General features: G+C 61.7%; 17 protein-coding genes. 9 read left to right on the top strand and 8 right to left on the bottom strand.

The window, feature by feature from the left end; genetic code table 11:
- Positions 1-188 precede the first annotated feature (188 nt).
- The 3 genes from JO015_13745 to JO015_13735 all read right to left on the bottom strand — a co-directional run bounded on the left by JO015_13745 (position 189) and on the right by JO015_13735 (position 3729).
- A complete protein-coding gene (locus tag JO015_13745; protein ID MBW0000160.1) occupies positions 189-341 on the bottom strand; it encodes a hypothetical protein in 153 nt (50 codons plus the stop codon).
- A 207-nt stretch (positions 342-548) separates the two neighbouring features.
- Positions 549-1385, bottom strand: coding sequence for a hypothetical protein (locus JO015_13740; GenBank protein ID MBW0000159.1), 837 nt, complete (start codon positions 1383-1385; stop codon positions 549-551).
- 454 nt (positions 1386-1839) lie between these two features.
- Positions 1840-3729, bottom strand: coding sequence for a lipase maturation factor family protein (locus JO015_13735; GenBank protein ID MBW0000158.1), 1890 nt, complete (start codon positions 3727-3729; stop codon positions 1840-1842).
- A gap of 204 nt (positions 3730-3933) precedes the next feature.
- Here JO015_13735 and JO015_13730 point away from each other — a divergent pair, with 204 nt between their 5' ends.
- The 6 genes from JO015_13730 to JO015_13705 all read left to right on the top strand — a co-directional run bounded on the left by JO015_13730 (position 3934) and on the right by JO015_13705 (position 10536).
- The gene (locus JO015_13730) at positions 3934-4650 is read left to right on the top strand and encodes an MgtC/SapB family protein (GenBank protein MBW0000157.1); all 717 of its coding nucleotides are present in this window, start codon (positions 3934-3936) and stop codon (positions 4648-4650) included.
- Between the two features lie 176 nt (positions 4651-4826).
- On the top strand, positions 4827-5918 hold the full coding sequence (locus JO015_13725; protein MBW0000156.1) for a sugar ABC transporter substrate-binding protein: 1092 nt from the start codon (positions 4827-4829) through the stop codon (positions 5916-5918).
- A 47-nt stretch (positions 5919-5965) separates the two neighbouring features.
- The gene (locus tag JO015_13720) at positions 5966-6937 is read left to right on the top strand and encodes an ABC transporter permease (GenBank protein MBW0000155.1); all 972 of its coding nucleotides are present in this window, start codon (positions 5966-5968) and stop codon (positions 6935-6937) included.
- A gap of 18 nt (positions 6938-6955) precedes the next feature.
- Positions 6956-8458, top strand: coding sequence for a sugar ABC transporter ATP-binding protein (locus tag JO015_13715; GenBank protein ID MBW0000154.1), 1503 nt, complete (start codon positions 6956-6958; stop codon positions 8456-8458).
- A gap of 4 nt (positions 8459-8462) precedes the next feature.
- On the top strand, positions 8463-9440 hold the full coding sequence (locus JO015_13710) for an ABC transporter permease (GenBank protein ID MBW0000153.1): 978 nt from the start codon (positions 8463-8465) through the stop codon (positions 9438-9440).
- Positions 9441-9486: 46 nt separating this feature from the next.
- Positions 9487-10536: an aldo/keto reductase gene (locus JO015_13705; protein MBW0000152.1), complete on the top strand. Its 1050-nt coding sequence runs from the start codon at positions 9487-9489 to the stop codon at positions 10534-10536.
- A 106-nt stretch (positions 10537-10642) separates the two neighbouring features.
- Here the strand turns inward: JO015_13705 and JO015_13700 are convergent, their stop codons facing one another.
- From JO015_13700 to JO015_13685, 4 genes are all read right to left on the bottom strand, one after another.
- Positions 10643-11689 carry an L-idonate 5-dehydrogenase gene (locus JO015_13700; GenBank protein ID MBW0000151.1) on the bottom strand — a complete coding sequence of 349 codons (1047 nt, stop codon included), beginning with the start codon at positions 11687-11689 and terminating at the stop codon, positions 10643-10645.
- 524 nt (positions 11690-12213) lie between these two features.
- Positions 12214-12462, bottom strand: a complete 249-nt coding sequence (locus JO015_13695; protein MBW0000150.1) for a hypothetical protein — start codon at positions 12460-12462, stop codon at positions 12214-12216.
- A 98-nt stretch (positions 12463-12560) separates the two neighbouring features.
- Positions 12561-13637 carry a Gfo/Idh/MocA family oxidoreductase gene (locus tag JO015_13690; GenBank protein MBW0000149.1) on the bottom strand — a complete coding sequence of 359 codons (1077 nt, stop codon included), beginning with the start codon at positions 13635-13637 and terminating at the stop codon, positions 12561-12563.
- A gap of 23 nt (positions 13638-13660) precedes the next feature.
- A complete protein-coding gene (locus JO015_13685; GenBank protein MBW0000148.1) occupies positions 13661-14812 on the bottom strand; it encodes a Gfo/Idh/MocA family oxidoreductase in 1152 nt (383 codons plus the stop codon).
- A gap of 665 nt (positions 14813-15477) precedes the next feature.
- Between JO015_13685 and JO015_13680 the strand changes: the two genes are divergently transcribed.
- The gene (locus JO015_13680) at positions 15478-16296 is read left to right on the top strand and encodes a hypothetical protein (protein MBW0000147.1); all 819 of its coding nucleotides are present in this window, start codon (positions 15478-15480) and stop codon (positions 16294-16296) included.
- A 218-nt stretch (positions 16297-16514) separates the two neighbouring features.
- Complete coding sequence (locus JO015_13675; GenBank protein MBW0000146.1) at positions 16515-17231, top strand: polysaccharide deacetylase family protein; 717 nt, start codon at positions 16515-16517, stop codon at positions 17229-17231.
- A gap of 47 nt (positions 17232-17278) precedes the next feature.
- Here the strand turns inward: JO015_13675 and JO015_13670 are convergent, their stop codons facing one another.
- Positions 17279-17632 carry a hypothetical protein gene (locus JO015_13670; GenBank protein MBW0000145.1) on the bottom strand — a complete coding sequence of 118 codons (354 nt, stop codon included), beginning with the start codon at positions 17630-17632 and terminating at the stop codon, positions 17279-17281.
- A 21-nt stretch (positions 17633-17653) separates the two neighbouring features.
- Here JO015_13670 and JO015_13665 point away from each other — a divergent pair, with 21 nt between their 5' ends.
- Positions 17654-18475 (top strand): hypothetical protein, encoded by an 822-nt coding sequence (locus JO015_13665; protein ID MBW0000144.1) that lies wholly within the window; start codon positions 17654-17656, stop codon positions 18473-18475.
- Positions 18476-18787 lie beyond the last annotated feature (312 nt).

Below are 18787 nucleotides of genomic sequence, written 5' to 3'. Positions count from 1 at the left end.
GTCCCACTCCAGAAGCAAGCGGCGTGCTAACCTGCATCGGACGCGGTGCAGGCAGGCTGTAGCGGTGGAACTCTCCGGCTACGCCGGAAAATCCCGCTGCGTTTCGGACAGGGGCGTCAAAAATCGTTTATTTGAATCGCTCGAGCGAAAGAGTGATACGGGACCGAGAAGAAGGCGGGCAGGGAGCATCAGAAGTGAACCAACCGCCAGAAGAGGGCGGCTCCGATTGCCGAGAGCAACACGGCCAGCGTCACGATCCATCCCAGCCAAAGCAGGACAAGGCGCCGCCGTACCCAGTGGTATTGCTCCGGGATCCGCCAGCGCGCGTGACCTTTTGGCATACTCAGACCTTCCTCCCACCGCACGCCGAGGTCAAATGCGGTCCGGCGACCGGAACAATGGCGGTGGACCACCCGATCAAGCGAAGACCGATCACCGGCTTTCGACGCGCGTCCCGACCTGATGCGTTATGGTTCGGTCGCGGAATGAATGGCCGCCGCGCTGAGCATCACCCATAATATTATGGGCGAATGCGTTTCAGACCTGCACTATCGAACGACGAGATCGATATCCCGCTTCGGTTCACCATTGATGCCGAGGTCCACTTGCTGCCGGGATGCAGACAGGGCTGACCGGTTCGCCCAGAGCATGTAGTCGGCTCGGCGTTCCCAGAAGAAATAGCTGCCGGGTGGAAGCTGCTGGGCTGCCGGCGAGCCCGGATGGTCGAAGGAACGGTGCTGGTCCGGGTACGGAAGGAGGCCTTTCATGCAGAACCGCGCCTCAGCATTCTGCACCTCTCCTCCACTTTCGTCGCGGATAGTCGCTTTGACGAGAATGCTTGAAAATGGGTCCGCCGGGTTTCGGCTCGCGTACGTGGACTTGACGCGCAGATCTGCGGCTGCGGACAAGACCGGCTCGTCGGAGGGCAAGCGGTACCTTTGATGGCGCCAGACCTGCCAGGCATCAACCGAAAGTTGATGAAGGTAATCCGGAGGGATGGGATGAGTCTGCGCAATCCCTTTCAAAAGCGTCGCGTCCCGGTCGATGCTGGCGAAGGCATTCGTCAAGGCACCCTGCGGCTGGCCGGCACGCGGTTTTTCACGGCGCAAAAGTCTTGAGAATACTTTTTTGGACGACCAGGCCCGCTTCGGCGGAAACGGTGATGAATCGTCCGGCAGGAATTGGGCAACGAGCGAGATCAGCGCGGCGAAACCGGCGCAAACGTAAATAACGAGCACCAGCTTCGCCACGATCGCGTCGACGAGTTTCGCAATACGGCCCTGGCGACGCCCCGAAAAGGCCCTCATCACCAAACCGTGCAGAAAGAACACCACCAGGATGGCAGCGACGCTGCAGATAACCAGTACGAAGGGGGGATTGCCCACAGCCAATTCCTTTGGAGGAAGAGCTACGGGATGTCAAGGATGCTGAATCCGAGGGGGGCCGGTGCCGGAAACGGATTCGCCGCCTGCACCGGATTTATCCCCTCCGGAAGCTGTTGAGCGAAACCGGCACCCGTGACAGGGCCCGAATGGAAACGACAGCGGCAAAACTCAACTTTATAACATCATATGATTTTATAACATAATTCTGATTGCACCCCGGGGATTAGGTCGTAGACGGCGCAGCCATCTCCGAGAGGAAAAGCGCTTGCGATTTTGCTGGCTCTTTAATCGATGATCGCCTTTTTGCACAGGCTGTACAAATCTCGCTTCTTCAGTCGGATGCATCCTAAGAGGAATTCCAAGTCCCAAATCCCAAATCCCAAGCGCCGAGCTCCGAACCCTGCCGGGCATCCGCCACTCTCTTCCATTTGTGGCCTTTTTCCGCTTTTGGCATTTACTTAAGGGTGAGCACCGGGCAGTACGGCTGTTCTTGATCCCGCCGCCACCAGGTCCCGGTCCGGCGCCGCTCAGCCAGGCTGGTAAAATGGTACTGGAACAGCCTGGCCCGGACGTACGGCGGCGGCCCGCCTGGGAACGGGTTTGTTTTCAGCAGATTGAGGACGGCGGGTGAACCTTGCAACAGCCGTACCATAAAGCTCAGGAACCACTGTTCGCGGCGCACGTCGTCCAAGGCGGCAAACCACATCTGCCAATCCAGCCTGGGCTGGTAAGGCGCGACGATGGGCGGCGGCCGGTTCAGATCGCCGATCTTGTACTTGAATTCGTAGGGGAGCCAGGTTGTGCCGTCTGAACTGCCTTCCACGATGATTTCGGGACGCGTTTTCGTCATGACGCGGAACAACCCGTAACTGTTCATGGATTGGAACGGCTCGATGCAGCCGTAAGCGGTGGTAAAGAAGGTGGGGAACTGGGCTTCGGGGAAGAACGATTCCCAGAGGAGGGGTCCGCTGAAGAAGAGGGTAACCACGGTTACCGGGATCACGATCCAGGAGGGCCACGATCGACCGTGGCGTTCGTTTTCCGGGGTCCTGGCGCGGCCGAGGCGCGGCCACGCGGCGTCATCGACGGCGAGCAGGCAAATGCCGACGGTCAGCAGGTTGAAAAAGCCGTAGTTACCCGTCAAGGCAATCAGCAACTGGAGCGTAACGATCCCGGCTGCACCGATCAGCCGGGCACGGCGCGGCCCGAAAAGGAAAAACGGCAAAATGAGTTCGATGATAAACAACACGATCACCGACGCGGCCTGAAACCGGACGGGCGCGTGGGCCGCCCCCCATCCGAGCGGCGTTGGCAGCGGCTGGGTTTCGTAATGGTAACGGAGTGCGGAGAGATCCCACCAGGACTGGTCGCCGCTGGTCAGCTTCACCACCCCGGACATGAACATGAGGCGGAACAGCAACCATTGGAGAAGGAACCGCGCCCAGGGTGAGACCGGGAACTGGCGCCGGTGCACCGGCAGCCACTGCAGTGGTGCCAGAAAGATGCTGAAGAAACCGGTTTCCAACAGGAGTGCATCCCATTGGAAACTCATGAACGTCTGTCCGGCGACGGTGAGGGAAAGGTAAAGGGCCCAGAGGGCAACCAGGCAAAACACGGGTGCCACCTGGGCGAAGAGGAGCAGGCTCAAGCCGGTCCCGGCGGCGCACAGGCCGCGGACGAACCCGTCACTGGAATTGAACCAGCATAACGTCGGAAAAAGGTGATAACTTTCCGCCCCGAAACGGTCTTTGACCGCAGCCAGCCAAGGGCCGACGGGCATGATCCCGTGTTCGCCGATCAGCCCGTCGGCTTGCACCCAGAAAGACGCGAATGCGATGAGGTAAACGACTGCAAGCCAGCGCAGAAACCAGGTGCGCGCGTGGTAGAAGGTCGCGCGGCGGAGCGCGTCGTCGGCTTTTCCCCACAGCAGGGTCGTAAGCCGGGAAGCAAGGGTACGGTTTCGGGCGACGACGCGGTAGCAAAACTCCGCCAGCGGAGCGAAACCGGGCAGCCGGTGATAGCACCAGAGCGGCCATCCGCTTACCGGGCTGCGCTTGTACGATAACAGGCGGACAACCGCTTCTGCCGCCCCTGAAACGCGGCCGTCAGGTTCAACCAGCCGTACCGCCTCCTGGAAGCAGGGGACGGGAATATCGCCCGCGAAGCGCTCCGTTACGCTTTGAACGGGAGCGTAATCGACGTTGTCCCTGGTGATCTCCTGACCTCGTAGGACGCAGCGCCGGCAGAAACGGCAGTCGCCGTCGTAGACCAGGAGCGGCCGGTCAGGCGCCTGAACGCGCGTAAGGTGATTCGGGCAAGGCGCTGAACGGGCTTTAGGCGTCACAGCTTCCGAGCTTGCTTCTCGGCTTGCCGATCGTCAACGAACGGTCAAGCGGGAACCGCCGGCGTTCGCGGATGTTGGTTGATGTTCGCCCGCGTTCACGGTTGAATGCGGCGGCGTAAGCAATCCCCACGGCTAAAGCCGGGGCTTGCAGTCGCCCCCACCGTAACCCAGCATTCCCGACCTCAGATACCCAGTCACGATCCGATGAACGGCGCGAAATTAACCTTTGCCGTGTTTCTGTTGCGCTTGGCGTCCGCCCTGATCTGCGGCCTGGCCATCGGCGCAGAGAGACAATGGCGCGTGCGCACGGCTGGTCTGCGCACCCACAGCCTGGTGGCAGTCGGGGCGGCGCTGTTTGTCATGTTCGCGCCATTAGCGTCCGAGCCGGACCAGTACGCCCATCTGGCCGGGCAGGTCATTTCCGGAGTCGGCTTTCTGGGGGCCGGCGTGTTGATGCGGACCGGTCTGACCATCCACGGGCTGAACACTGCCGGCACCATCTGGTGCAGCGCGGCCGTCGGCGTTCTGGCCGGAACCGGCGCACACGCGGCCGCCTGCGCGGGGACCGTCGCTGTATTGATGATCAACACCTTGCTGAGGCCGCTGAGCGACTGGCTCACCAGGCACGGCCACGCACCGGTGTCGGAGCATGAAACCGAATACTTGTTGCAGGTCGTTTGCCGCAACCGTCAGGAAAGCGCCGTGCGCACCCTCGTCATTCAGCTGATTACGGCTTCGCCGCCCCTGGTCATGCATCAGATTGAAAGTGTGGTGGAGCAGGGTGACCGGACTACCGTGATCAAGGCCCGCCTGAGCACGGCGGAGCGCGCGGACGCGCAGGTCGAACAAGTGGCGAGCCGGCTCAGCCTGGAACGGGATGTAACCGGGGTTTCGTGGCAGGCCGCTTCGAAAGCCGAATGACGAATGATTTCGGCCGGTGCCAGCCGGCCGGCCCCCCTTGTAAAACAAACAAGACAACTGCTTGCATTTCCCGGTTCGGCCGAGCTAGCTTCGCTCCTGTTTTCCCATTTGCCGGCCGAACCCAGCGCCGGCCTCCCCCCAAACAAAAATCCGGTGAGTTACGGGAACACAAAGCTATGAGTGCCCATCCCCCCAAGTCCCCAGGTCTGTCTATCCCACGTAGAACCTTTATCCGTCGCGCTGCCGCTTTCACGGGAGCCGCGGCGGCGTTCGGCGTCCTGCCGCGCGGCGTTTTTGCCGCCGACAACACCGTCAAACCGGTGCTGGTAAACTCGATCCGTTCGCTGGCCAACCCTTACCACGCAACCTGGAACCAGGGCGGCCAGGACTTTGCGAAGGCCGTCGGGTGCGACTACGCAACCCTGGTTACCGAAGGCAACAGCGAGAAAGGCATTGCTGACATCCGGGCCATTCTCGCCAAAACCGGCGGGAATATGGTGTTGAACGTCGACCCGAACGATTCTCCCGACGCCCGCCCGATCGTGGAGGCGTGCGTCAAGGCGGGCGCGTTCCTGGTTACGCAGTGGAACAAGCCGGCTGATTTGCGGCCGCAGGATTTCAACCCGGACTACGTTGCGCACATTCATTTTGACGGGGTGAAATATGGCCAGGCAACCGCCGAAGCGCTCTTCAACGCAATGGGCGGTTCCGGCGGCATCGTGGGTCTCGGCGGGATTCTTTCCAACACGCCGGCCATCGAGCGTAAAGAGGGTTTGGGAAATGCCCTCGCGGCGCACCCTCAAGTCAAGCTGCTCGATTTCCAGGTCGCCAACTGGAAGGCAGCGGACGCCTTTAACATCACCAGCAGTTGGCTGACCCGCTTCGGCAGCGACATCAAAGGCATCTGGGCGGCAAACGACGACATGGCGAGCGGCGTCTTGGAAGCCCTCCGGGCCGAAGGACTGGCCGGCAAGATTCCGGTTACCGGTATCGACGGCATCAAGCTCGCCATCGACAGCATCCGCAGCGGCGACATGGTGGCCACCGTTTCCTGGGATCCGTACTGGCAGGGAGGCATGGGCCTTTCCCTCGCGTACGCGGCGCGCTCCGGCAAGATCGACCCTGCGAAGGAGCCGGATAACCACCGTGACTACAAAGCCAAAGGCATCCTGGTGACGAAGGATAACGTCGAAGACTATTACAAGAATTTCGTCGAGAACACGCCCAAGATCGATTGGAACGATTACTGGGGTAATCTGGCGACGTAAGCGGGCAGCGCACCGGCTGGGGTTGTTCCCGTGTCCCTGATCCGTCTATGGCGTCGAGCAACCCTACCGGCTTTCTGGAACGCCTGAAGCCGTTTGCGCCCTTTTTTGCGCTGGTGATCCTTTCGGTGCTGATCGGCCTGCGCAATCCACGGTTCTTCGAGGTTAATAACTTCATCCGCGTCGCAAACGCGGCCTCGATTCCGCTGGTGCTCGCCCTGGGGGCGACTTCCGTTATCCTGCTTGGCAGCGTTGACCTCTCGGTGGAAGGTGTGGTCGCCTTGGGGGCGGTGGTGGTGGCCATCCTGGTCCGCAACGATCATAACCACAACGCCTTCGGGTGGTGGGGCCCGCTCGCGGCGGTGGCGGTGGGTGCACTCATCGGTTTTTTAAACGGGCTCGTGCACGTGGGGCTGCGGATTCCGTCCTTCATGGTGACGCTCGGCAGTTGGTTTATCGGGGTTGGCCTGGCCACGCTGGTCCTGGGCGGCACGAGCGTCCGGGTGTTGGACCCGGCGATTCGCAGCCTTGCATTGATGCGCATCTGGAACTGTCCGCTGGCGGTCTGGGTCGCTTTATGCACGCTGATCGTGGCGTGGTTGATCGAGCGGTTCACGACCTTGGGCCGGCACACTTTTGCCGTCGGCGGCGGTGAAGATCTCGCGCTGCTCTCCGGCATCGCGGTTCGGCGGACGAAACTGGCCGTCTTTACCCTGGCGGGTGCATTTTACGGGGTGGGCGGCATACTGGCCGCCGCGCAGCTCGGACAAGGCAACGCCACGATCGGTGACGGCCGCCTGTTTTCCACCATCACGGCGGTCGTGGTGGGCGGCACGGCTCTGACCGGAGGCGCCGGGGGCGCCCTTAACACGCTCGTGGGCGTGCTGATCATCGCCGTGATCGGCAACGGCATGATTCTGCTGGGCATTTCACCCGACGTGCAGCAAGCCGTCCAGGGCTTGATCATCATCGTCGCGGTCGCTTGCTCGACTGATCGTCAGCGGTTGAAATTCGCGAAATAGACGGTCATGGCTGAGGCATTGCTCCAGGTTCAGAACGTCAGCAAAGCATTCGCCGGGGTGCAGGCACTCGATGACGTCAGCATCGAAGTGCGGCCCGGCGAGGTGGTCGGCCTGGTCGGTGAGAACGGCGCCGGCAAATCCACCCTGATGCGCATTCTCGCCGGCGTCTACCGGGCCGACCGGGGAACCTTGTCGCTGAGCGGAACCCGGATCGTGCTGAACAGCCCGCGGGAAGCGAACCTGCACGGGATCGGCATCGTTTTTCAGGAACAATCGTTGCTGCCTAACCTCAGCATCGCCGAAAATATTTATCTGGGCCAGGAGACCGCCTTTACGGGGGCCGGCGTCATCCGCTGGCCTGCGTTGCACGCCGCGGCGCGCCGGCAACTCGAGAAAGTCCGGGTAAACCTGGACCCGCGCACCCGGACGGCTCGCCTGACGTTTGCCGAGCGCCAGATGGTGGAGCTGGCCAAAGCGCTCGCGTTGGAGGAACGGACTGACCGGCCGCTGGTCATCCTGCTGGATGAACCCACCTCCGTGCTTGAACAACGGGAGATTGACATCTTGTTCGACCGGGTGCGAGGGCTGCGAAACCGGGCCAGCTTTGTTTTCGTCTCCCACCGGCTCGATGAAGTGCTGAGTGTGTCGGACCGCGTTTACGTGATGAAGGACGGCCGGGTGGTGGCCGGGATGCCCGCGGCGCAGACCAGCGTCCCGGAACTCCACCAGCTCATGGTCGGCCGCGAACTGCATGCGCAATACTACCGCGAGTCGCGCCAGCAGGCCCCGCGTGAACGCATCGTGCTGGCGGCCGAAGGGCTTTCGGCCGGGCACGCGTACCGCAACGTCACGCTGCAGGTGCGGGAAGGGGAGGTGCTGGGCATCGCCGGGGTGGTCGGGTCCGGACGCGAGGAACTGACCCGCACCCTGTTCGGGTTCCTGCCCCACACGGCCGGCACGCTCACGGTACGAGGCAAACGCGTCCGGTTCACCTCGCCGGATCAGGCAGCTGCCCTGGGCATCGGGTACATCCCCCGGGAGCGACGGTTTGAAGGCCTGATCATGCCGCTGCCCATTGTGCCGAACATGACGCTGGCCAGCCTGCGAAGCGTGATGCGGGCCGGCGCCATCCGGATCAAAAAGGAACGTGCTCTCGCAGAGGAGTGGGTCCGGCGATTACGCGTCCGCACCCCCGGCGTGGACGCGCTCTGCATGAACCTGAGCGGGGGCAACCAGCAGAAGGTGGTCCTGGCAAAGTGGATGAATGCCCGTTCACAGATCCTGATCCTCGATCACCCGACCCGGGGGCTCGACGTGGGGGCGAAAGAAGAGGTTTATGACCTGGTCCGGACGCTGTCCGAGCAGGGGCTCGCGATCGTGCTGACTGCCGACACGTTGGAAGAAACGATCGGGCTTTCACATTCCGTCATGGTCATGCGTGACGGCGAGATCACGGCGCGCTTCGACGCGCCGCGGGGGGCAAAACCGGCGCAAGTGGACCTGATCCGCCACATGGTGTAACCGCATGCCTGCAACCTCCGTGCCCCACTCGCGCTCGCAGGCCTGGGCCGCTGACCGGTTCCGAAGGGTCGCGCCCGTCCTGGTGCTGGTTGCCCTCGTGGTTTCGGTCGGGGTGCTGCGGCCCAGCTTTTTCAACCCGGAAAGCCTGCTGGTGACCGTCGCCGACACGGCCACCCTTTTTATCCTGGCGGCCGGCACGACTTTTGTCGTGATCCTGGGGAGCATCGACCTTTCCATCCAGGCGATCTGCTCGCTTGCCAGCGTCATCGTTGCGTTGCTGCTGCCGCGTTACGGCTACCTCGCTTGTCTCGCCGCGTTGGCGGCCGGCCTGCTGGCCGGGATTACCAGCGGCATCCTCCACGTCTGGCTGCGCATCCCTTCATTCATCGTCACGCTCGCCACGAGCGGCCTCGTGATCGCGGCCGCCCTCCTGCTCTCGCAGGAACGATCGATCGTCATCGATGAACACGGGCGCCTCCTGCTCAGCGGGATTACCGGCCGCAGCGTCGGCGTGCCCAACGTGATCTGGATCGCCGCCGCGGTCGCCGCGGTAGGAGCCTGGACGCAAAGGTACACGCCGTTCGGGCGCTACAGCATCGCGATCGGCGCCGGTGAAGCCGCGACCTGGGCCTCCGGGGTGCGGGTGAACCTGCATAAGGTGATCGCCTTCGCATGCTCAGGCGCGCTGGCCGCTCTGGCCGGCATCCTGCTCGCCGCCCGCCAGTCCAGCGGTTCGCCGACCCTGGCCAACGAACTGCTGCTTCCGGCCATCGCGGCGGTCATCGTCGGCGGCACGGCGATTACGGGCGGAGCCGGCAGCATCGGTCGCACGGTCGTCGGAGCCCTGATCATCACCATCGTCCGGGTGGGAATGACGTTTATCGGAATCAACATCTTCGCCCAACAGATCGTCTTCGGCCTCGTGCTGATCGTCGCGGTGGCCCTGACGATCGACCGGACCAAGATCGTGATCGTGAAGTGAGCTTCTTTATTCGCTGACCGTCCAACCATGATGTAGGGGTGCCCACATGGAATATCGTCAACTCGGAAAATCCGGTTTGCGGGTCTCGGTGCTTACCTTGGGCACAATGACCTTCGGCGGCCGCGGCGTCTTTAATAAGATAGGCACCACAGACGTCGAGGGTGCGCGGCGTCAGGTGGATCTTTGCCTGGAAGCCGGTGTGAATCTGTTCGACACGGCGGATATGTACTCGGCGGGTGTTTCAGAGGAAATTCTCGGCCAGGCCCTGGAAGGCCGCCGGGATGACGTGCTGATCGCAACCAAAGCCAGGATGGTTGTCGGAAACGGGCCGAACGACGGTGGCGTTTCGCGGTATCACCTGATCCGGTCATGCGAACGAAGCCTGCGCCGGCTCCGGACTGATCACGTCGACCTGTACCAGTTACACGAGTGGGACGGCGCGACGCCCCTCGAAGAATCCCTGGAGGCGCTCGACACGCTGGTGCGTTCCGGCAAGGTTCGTTACATCGGCGCCTCGAATTACTCGGGCTGGCATTTGATGAAGGCGCTGGCCGTTTCCGACCGTCACAATTATGCCCGGTTCGTCAGCCAACAAATTTACTATTCGTTACAGGCGCGCGAAGCGGAATACGAGTTGGTTCCGATCACCATCGATCAAGGCCTCGGGATCCTGATCTGGAGCCCGTTGGCCGGCGGGCTTCTGTCCGGAAAATATCGCCGCGGCCAGCAAGGACCGGAAGGTTCGCGCCACTTCGGGGGTTGGGCCGAACCTCCCATTCATAACGAAGAAAAGCTTTACGATACCATTGATGTCCTGGTCGAAGTTAGTAAGGCTCACGAGGTGTCCGCCGCGCAGGTTGCCTTGGCTTACCTGCTTGGCCGGCCCGGTGTGACTTCCCTGGTCATCGGCGCCCGCACGGAGGCGCAGCTCGCTGACAACCTTGCCGCGGCTAACCTGAAACTCACGCCCGAAGAGCGTCAGCGCCTCGACCAGGTCAGCGCGCCGGTATTGATTTATCCCTACTGGCACCAGGTGGCAAATGCAAAGGAACGGCTGAGCCCGGCCGACCTGACGCTGCTTGCGCCGCACATCTGACGCGGCCCGGCGAGGCCGAGCCGGTCTTTACCCCCTTTCAGAGGAGCAGCCACTCCGAAGTTCGCTCGGGTTCAACACTCGAACCCGAGCGGGTTCCTGAATTCCCTTAAGGGTCCGGCACCAGCGACACTTTCATCGCCCGGCGCCGGTCGCTCGCCAAGGCGAATGCCTCGGGCGCGCGCCCGAGCGGAAATTGCGCGCTTAACAAGGGAGTGACGTCGATACGCCCGCCGGCCAGCGCCGTCACCGCCCAGCCAAACTCTTCATAGAAACGAAACGTGCCCACCACCGCGAGTTCTTTAGCCAGGACGCGGTTGAGTGGTGCGGCGACATTGCCCGGCGGCAGCATCCCGACTTGCACCACCTTCGCCTGCGGGCGCGCCGCCTGGATCCCGAGTTGAAGGGCGGCCGGGCTGCCCGATGCTTCGAACACGGCATGAAATTCGTCTGCGAGCTGCGAAAGCCGGCTATCGCCGGAGCCGGCCTCGCTCACGTTGATGGTTTCGGTGGCGCCCATGGCCAGGGCGACTGCGAGCGCCTCGCCAAACAAATCGGTTACGACCACTTCCGTCGCCCCGGCAAGCCGGCAGGCCGCGGCCACCAGTACCCCGATCGGCCCGGAACCGGTGACCAGCACGCGGCTGCCGAGCAGTGGGCCCCCACGGGTGACGGCATGCAATGCCACCGCGAGCGGTTCGGCGCACGCCGCCGCCGGATAAGAGAGGTGGTCCGGGATGGGATGGCACTGCCGTTCGGACGCAACAAAACGCTCCACAAAAGCCCCTTGCACATGGGGAAAACGCGCGGCGCTGCCGTAAAAACGGACGTTTTGACAAAGGTGGGCGCGTCCGGCACGGCATTCCCTGCAGGAAAAACAGGGGCGCGTCGGGTTTACCGCCACGCGTTGTCCCGCCTCAAGCGCCGTAACGCCGCTGCCGGTTGCCATGATCTCACCGGCCACCTCATGGCCCAACACCAGCGGTTCGCGCAGTCGAAAATCGCCGGCACCCCCGTCGTGGTAGTAATGCAGGTCTGATCCGCAGATCCCGCCTGCGCCGAGCCCGACCAAAACTTCGTCCGGTTGAAGCTTTGCCGGATCAGGGAGGTCTTCGATGCGGAGGTCCTTTGCACGATGGATTACGCACGCTCGCATACAGGACAAAGTAGGATCGGCAGGATCATGAAGTCCAATTCGGGTCTCGGCTTTCAGCCCGGGAACCTGCGTTCTCACCCGGCGTGGAGTAATTCAGAACAGGCGGAGAATGATCGTTCAAGCCGGCTTCCTGGGGAGGAGCATGGAAACGGGACGGTGAGCAACGGGTTCGTGGCTGGTCTCGGCTGTAAAATTAAGAATCATTTATACTGATCAAAATCCCTGCAGGCATTTTAAATTACGCTTGCACCCTTGCCTTTGAGAGGTCGTGTCCTTTTGGTAGAGAGTTATTCGCGCTTGGAGGCGAAACGCCGCGTGCAACAGCACGCGGCGTTCCGCCCCGGCGCCTGAGGATACCTCCCCCTCTTTTACCTTTCGTTCGGCGATTTTTCCGCGATTCCGTCCTGGTCCTGGCCACGCTCGCCTGCACGGGCCCGGAATGACCAATAAAAGCGAACCGGCGGCAACCCCTGATCGAGGTTGCCGCCGGCCCCTGCAAACTTGGCGATCGATCAACCGGCTAATTAACGATAGCGCCAGTGACCACGGCCCCAGTACCGGTGCCGCCAGTACGGGTGACGATAGTAGCCGTACCCATACGGTCCGTAGTAGTAACCGGGGGCATAATAGCCGGGCCCATAAAACGCAACTCCCGGCGCCGGGATAGGTAACGGAGGAAGCGGCAAGCCGATGAAAACCCCCGCCTTAGCCTGCGGCGCGCCCAGGGCGGCTGCGCCCATCACGAGTGCGATAATCAGAAGAAACCTTTTCATAGGATGTACCCGGAGAGACGGTCCGGCCCGTCCCTGGTTACACGAATAATTTGCCGGGGGGACCTGGTGCACGCTCTCCGGGCGTTGATGCCTCACCCTTACTCGATGCGCCGGGCTGCGGTTTGGGCCTTAAGGCAGAGCTCGGCCGCCTTGAATGCGTGCTGTTGGGTCATGGCCGTTTCGGTTCCATGCATGCAGTCGAGAATCAACCGGCCGAAAAAGGGAAACCCGACCTTTCCGCCCAGAGCAAAGTGTTGTTCGCCCTGTTGGTTCACCAGAAACAGCTGGTCGCCCCCGGAGTCGCGGGCAACGTCGATGTATTTCCGCAGTTCGATGTAGCCGTCCGTGCCGAGAATCATCGTGCGGCCGTCACCCCAGGTGCGAAGGCCGTCCGGGGTGAACCAATCCACCCGGAAATACGACGTTGCGCCGTTGTCGGCGATCAATGAAGCATCCCCGAAGTCTTCGAGCTCCGGGTATTCTTTGTGGCCATAGTTTGCGATGCGGGCCGAAGTGATGACGGCGTCGAAGGCTCCCGTGTAGAAGAGGAACTGCTCGATCTGGTGGCTGCCGATATCACACAGGATGCCGCCGTATTTCGCCCGCTCAAAGAACCACGGGGGACGGTTCCCGGCGCTGAGACGATGCGGACCCAAGCCAAGCACCTGCAGGACGCGGCCGATTGCGCCTTGCCCGATCAGGTCACCGGCGAACACCGCGCATTCGACGTGCAGACGTTCGCTGTAGTAAACCATGTATTTTTTAGCGGTCTCCGCGACGACGCGCCTGGCTTCCTCGAGCTGAGCCGGTTCCGTAAAAGGGGGTTTGTCGGTAAAGTAATGTTTTCCCGCGCGCATGACCTGAACCCCAAGCGGTCCGCGGCCGGACGGCACGGCGGCTGATGCGACCAGCCGGATTTCCGCGTCATCCAGGATTTGCTGCAGCGACTGGGCAACCTGAGCCTGCGGAAACGTTTTCCGGAAGGCTTCGATCTTGAGCGGATCAGGGTCATACACCCAGCGAAGTTCGCCGCCGGCTTCAATCAACCCGTTGCATTGTCCGTAGATGTGGCCGTGATCAAGGGCGGCGGCCGCAAACGTGAATTCGCCCGGCCGGCACACGGGTTGAGGTTTGCCTTTGGGAGCGTAATCGAAACCGGTTTGGCTGAGGCTCATCGTAAAAGGGGCGCAGTGAAGGGTTAGCGGAACGAACTGGCCATATCATCCACCGCCGGCCGGACGACCTTGGGCTTTTGTTGGCTGGATGACGCGATCAGCCTTTGCAGGTGTTGTTCAAAGAGGGTCCCGTCCAGAGGAAGCTGCACCGAGCGGTTTTCCAAGGTTGAGAGCAGAAACGCATTGGCGAGTTCCAGCGATAAGATGCCCTCCCGGGCCGGCGCGATCAGGGATGCCCCGTCCAGAATGGCGGCCACAAAATTGGCGAGAACGCCATCGTGCTGCGGGCCATGGCCTCGGACGGGAATCCGGACGTCCCAGGTTGCGGGCGCTGAGAATCGACCCGGATCGGTTCGCGAAAATTCGCTCATGGGCACTTCGTTCCGGGTAAACAGAAACTGGTCGTTTTCAATCACGACCTTACCCCGTTCGGCGGCCACTTCAAGACGGTTGGTGCCGGGCGCCTCACCGGTCGAAGCGTTGATCACCGCCGTCATCCGGTCCGGGTACTCGAGGTAGGCCGTGACGTCGTCCTCAACCTCGATGTCATGATACCGGCCGAAATGGCAGAAGGCGCGCACGCTGGAGGGCATTCCGAAGATCCACTGGTACAGATCAAGGTTGTGAGGGCATTGGTTCAGCAGGACGCCGCCGCCCTCTCCCGCCCAGGTGGCCCGCCACGCACTGGATTGATAGTAGGCTTCGGTTCGGAACCAGTCGGTAATGGTCCAGTGCACGCGCCGGACCGGCCCGAGTTCACCCGACTGCACCAGTTGGCGCAGTTTGAGGAAAAAGGGATCCGTGCGCTGGTTGAACATGGCCCCGAACACCTGGTCGGACCGCGTGTGTGCCGCGAGCAGACGTTCCGCATCGGCTTTGTGGACAGAGATCGGCTTTTCAACGAGCACGTGCTTCCCGGAGTTGAGTGCCTGAATTCCGATCGCGGTATGAGAGTAGTGCGGGGTCGCGATCAGGACTGCATCCGTGGCGGAAGAAGCCAGCAGCTCATCGACCGAGACAAAGCCGGGAATCGAGGCGAACCGCTGCAGCCGTTCCGGGTGCCGGTCACAGATCGCCGCCAGTTCACAGCGGGGCACCTTGCCGTTGAGAATGTTTTGCGCATGCACCTCGCCCATCGCGCCGACCCCGATGATCCCGAGTCTGACCTTCTCCATTTTTGATCTCCGCCTCCTGCCGCCAAACCCCCCGGTTAGCCTTAATTCGCGGGTCCGGACCGGAAAGGCCGTCCCACGGTCACACGGCGGGCACGGCGGAATGACGCGGGCACCACGTAAGAGTTCACACGGCGAACACGGCGAGCCACGGCGACCACGGCGGGAAGACAGGAATCATCCGCAGAACACGCAGAGGAACGCAGAAAAGAAAAAACATCCACAGATTACACAGATTGACACAGATTAAGGTCACACGGCGGGCACGACGTAAAAGACTCACACGGCGCCACGGCGGAACACGGCGACCACGGCGGGAAGAGGGGGAAAGCGTTCGGCGTTCGGCGTTCGGGGCGGCAGAGAACGCCACAAATGACAGCGGGTGTCGGGGGCGAGCTTGGGGAAGAGTCGCCGATGTCAAGTCTGTAACTTGTCTTCCCGCCGTGTTCGCCGTGGCCCGCCGTGTTCGCCGTGTGAACTCTTAGGCCGCGCCCGCCTTTACGCTGTGCCCGTGGTGTGACCGTGTGAACTCTTACGCTGTGCCCGCCTTTATGGTGTGACCGTGTGAACTCTTACGTCATGGCCGCCTTCTTCCGCCGTGTTCGCTGTGTGACGTTGTTGACAGTCGGGTTTAAGCCCTCTTTGCTTTTTACCCGTTTACGGCGTCCATGAGTCTGTCATCTTTACTTAAGCTGGCTTTCCCGAAGGAGTTCATCCGCGAAATCATCCGCTTGCTTCCTAACCAACCTCTCTCCCGGCGGGTGCAGTGGGACCTTTTCTCGCGTCCGGACTACGCCTACGGGGTGTATAACGCGTCGCTGCAGGCCGCCGCTCTCGGGATCACGAAAATCAGCGCGATCGAATTCGGAGTTGCCGGCGGGAATGGACTTGTGGCTCTTGAAGGCATTGCTGAGGAGATTGCGGCCGCAACGGGGGTGCGGGTGGACACGTATGGCTTTGACAGCGGACGCGGCATGCCTGCCCCGGTCGATTACCGGGATTTGCCGTACATCTGGCAGCAAGGATTTTTCCAGATGGACGTGGAGGCACTTCGCCGCCGCTTGCGCAGAACCACCTTGGTCTTGGGCGACTTTACTGAGACGGTGCCGAGCTTCATCCCCGATTACCGGCCGGCTCCGATCGGCTTCATCTCGTTTGATGCAGATTATTACTCGTCGACGGTGACTACCTTTGGCCTGCTGGAGGCCGACCACGCCTTCTTTTTGCCGCGCGTCTTCTGTTACTTCGACGATATGATCGGGGGCGATCTGGAGTTGCACTCCCGTTACACGGGTGAGTTACTGGCCATTGAAGAATTCAATGCCGCACACCAAGGGATGAAGATTGCGAAAATTCACGGGTTGATGCACAAACGTCCCGTCACGGCGTGGTGGAACGACGAGTTGTTCGCACACCACCGGTTTGATCATCCGCTCTATAACCGGCATGTGCATCCGGAAAAGGACTGGCAAATGAAGCTTAGATGAATGCCACGAACTCGGTTACGGGTAACTGGTAACTGGTAACGCGTAGCGGGTAGCGGGTACGGTGCGGCGTTCGGCGTTCGGCGTTCGGCTCCGAGGGCCGGATACCGGATGTCAAGCTTGGTATTTCTTTTCTCGCCGTGGTTGCCGTGTTTTGCCATGCCGTCGTATGATCGAACCCGTTACGCGTTACGCGCTACCCGTTATCGAGCACCGAGTTTGTGGCATTCTCTTCCGTCCCCGGCACCATTTGGGTCAGACGTGCAAGCCTGGCGTGGCTGCCGGCCGACGTCGTCCTGTTGACCTTTGATGATGGTCCCAATGAGCTTGGCCGTACCACGGACCGGCTGCTGGACGTCCTGGAACGCGAAAGGGTTAGGGCGGCGTTCTGCCTGATCGGCCGCTTGGCGGAACAAGCCCCTGCGGTGGTGCGGCGGATGCGTGATTCGGGCCATCTCCTCGTGAATCATACCTATCAGCACCGGGTGGAACATCAGGTCCGCGCGGTAGAACGGGAACTCAGCCGGTGCGATGAGGCAATCGGGCGCGCGTGCGGAATGCCGGGGTACCTAAGCCGTTGGTTTCGGCCTCCGGGTGGATGGCTTACCCGTGCAATCAGAACCTGTACCGCAGCCCGAGGATTGCAGATCCTGCCGGTGACTCATTTTGCTTTTGATACCTTGTACAGTCACCGGGGCGCCCGGCAGTTGGTTGAAACGCATGTGCGGGTCGCAAAGAGGGATCGCGGCGGCATTTTCGTCGTGCACGACGGCTTGATCAGGTTGCGGCCGCTTGATCGCGTTGGCGACTTCTTGGGAGGTAAGGACCGGACCTGGGTTCCGGAAGCCGTTGAGGAGATGATCAGGCGGCTCCGTACCGAGGGAATCCGTTTCGGCGCGCCTGAGGAGGTGTTGCCCGGCACCGGTACGAAGTCTTAGCGCATGTTTACGCAGCCGATCGCTCGGCCGGGCCGCGGTTTCATTGGTCAATAATCGAACCGGCGGTCACGGGAAAACGACACCGATCGCCGGGCCGCTCGGAGCATGAGCAGCCAGGACCCGAGCCCGAGCAGCGCGGAAAAAGCACCGATTCCGGCGAGGATGGTGTTGGAAATGCAGGGGTTGCCCCCGGTATCCCGGGTTGCGAGGAGTGCGATCAGGCTGCTTGCGGCGAGAAAAGCGACGACGACGGAGAGGAAGAATCCCGTGATCGGCACCTTACATCCGTACGAGATGCGCGCGTTGCAATTGGGACATCTGATCAACCCCCACGTAAGGCCGGTGCGGCAATAGGGACAATGCATCAGCGCCGGCGTGCCGTGGGCCTTTCCCTTTTTCATTTCTGGCATTCTAATGGTCACATGAAGAAAAGCTGGACGGCGCCCTTGTGTTGCTGGTTGCTCGCAGGCTTGGGCATGGGCGCTTCAATTGAGGTGGACGGGATGGAGACGAAGGGTCCCCGGCGTCTGCTTCACCTTCACCCTATCATTCCGGAAATTCGCCGCAGTTGCCAACTGATCACGGTAACAACCCGGGGTTGGAATGATGCGAAGGCAACCATCCAGCTCTTTTCCCGTCCTGAAGGCGGATCCGTTGCCTGGAAGCCTGTCGGCAAACCGTTCCCGGCGGTGACTGGCGCCCATGGACTCGGTTGGGGCATCGGTTTGCACGGGACGGGAGAGCCTGAAGCGCCTTACAAGGTTGAAGGTGATCGCCGTGCCCCGGCCGGGGTGTTTAAACTATATTCGGTCTTCGGCCTGGCGGCTCCGGATCGCGTTCGATTTCTCCGCTTTCCGTACCGGCAGGTTACCTCAACCACGGAAGCGGTCGATGATCCGCACTCCAAACATTACAATCGGATCGTAAACCGGGAGGATGTCGCGCGGCCCGATTGGTCGACTTCGGAATCGATGCAGCGAGTCGGAGGCCGTTACCGGTTCGGAGTGATGGTCGAACACAATTGGGGGCAGGTTCCAGGGTATGGGTCCTGCATTTTCCTTCACCTCTGGGCAGGGGCGGATCAAGGGACGGTGGGATGCACCGCCATGGCTTCGTCGGACCTGAACCGCCTGCTGCACTGGCTGGATGCGCGCCGGGATCCGTTGATTGTGCAGTTGCCTTTCGGGGAATACGATCGGTTGAGGGCGGCTTGGGGTCTGCCGGCTCTGAAAGCCGCTTGGTGAGAGCAGGCGCTTCGGGTGGCCCACCCTTGAAAAGGGGGGGGTTGACGCGGGGCCGAACTAAGGCATAATAACCGCCCGATCCTGCACCCCGGCCGAGCGAAAGCCCGCCGGGAGGGCGCGAGTAAAAACTTTTAAGTTTTTAGTTGCGTAATGCGGGTTCGGCTTTAAGTTGTTTTCCCTTTTGGAAGGCCGCAAGCCGACCGAACGGGCCGGCCTCCCAAGGCCGGCGGGACTTCAAATTGGCTCAATTTTGTCCCGGGTGAAGCGGCGGCGCTTGCTAACAGGCTGCCCCGTTTCCCGGGCGATAAAATT

This window comes from Verrucomicrobiota bacterium, from assembly GCA_019247695.1.
Lineage (GTDB): Bacteria > Verrucomicrobiota > Verrucomicrobiia > Chthoniobacterales > JAFAMB01 > JAFBAP01.
Note: the sequence above shows the minus strand (reverse complement) of the source record. Positions and strands in the feature narration are given on the sequence as shown.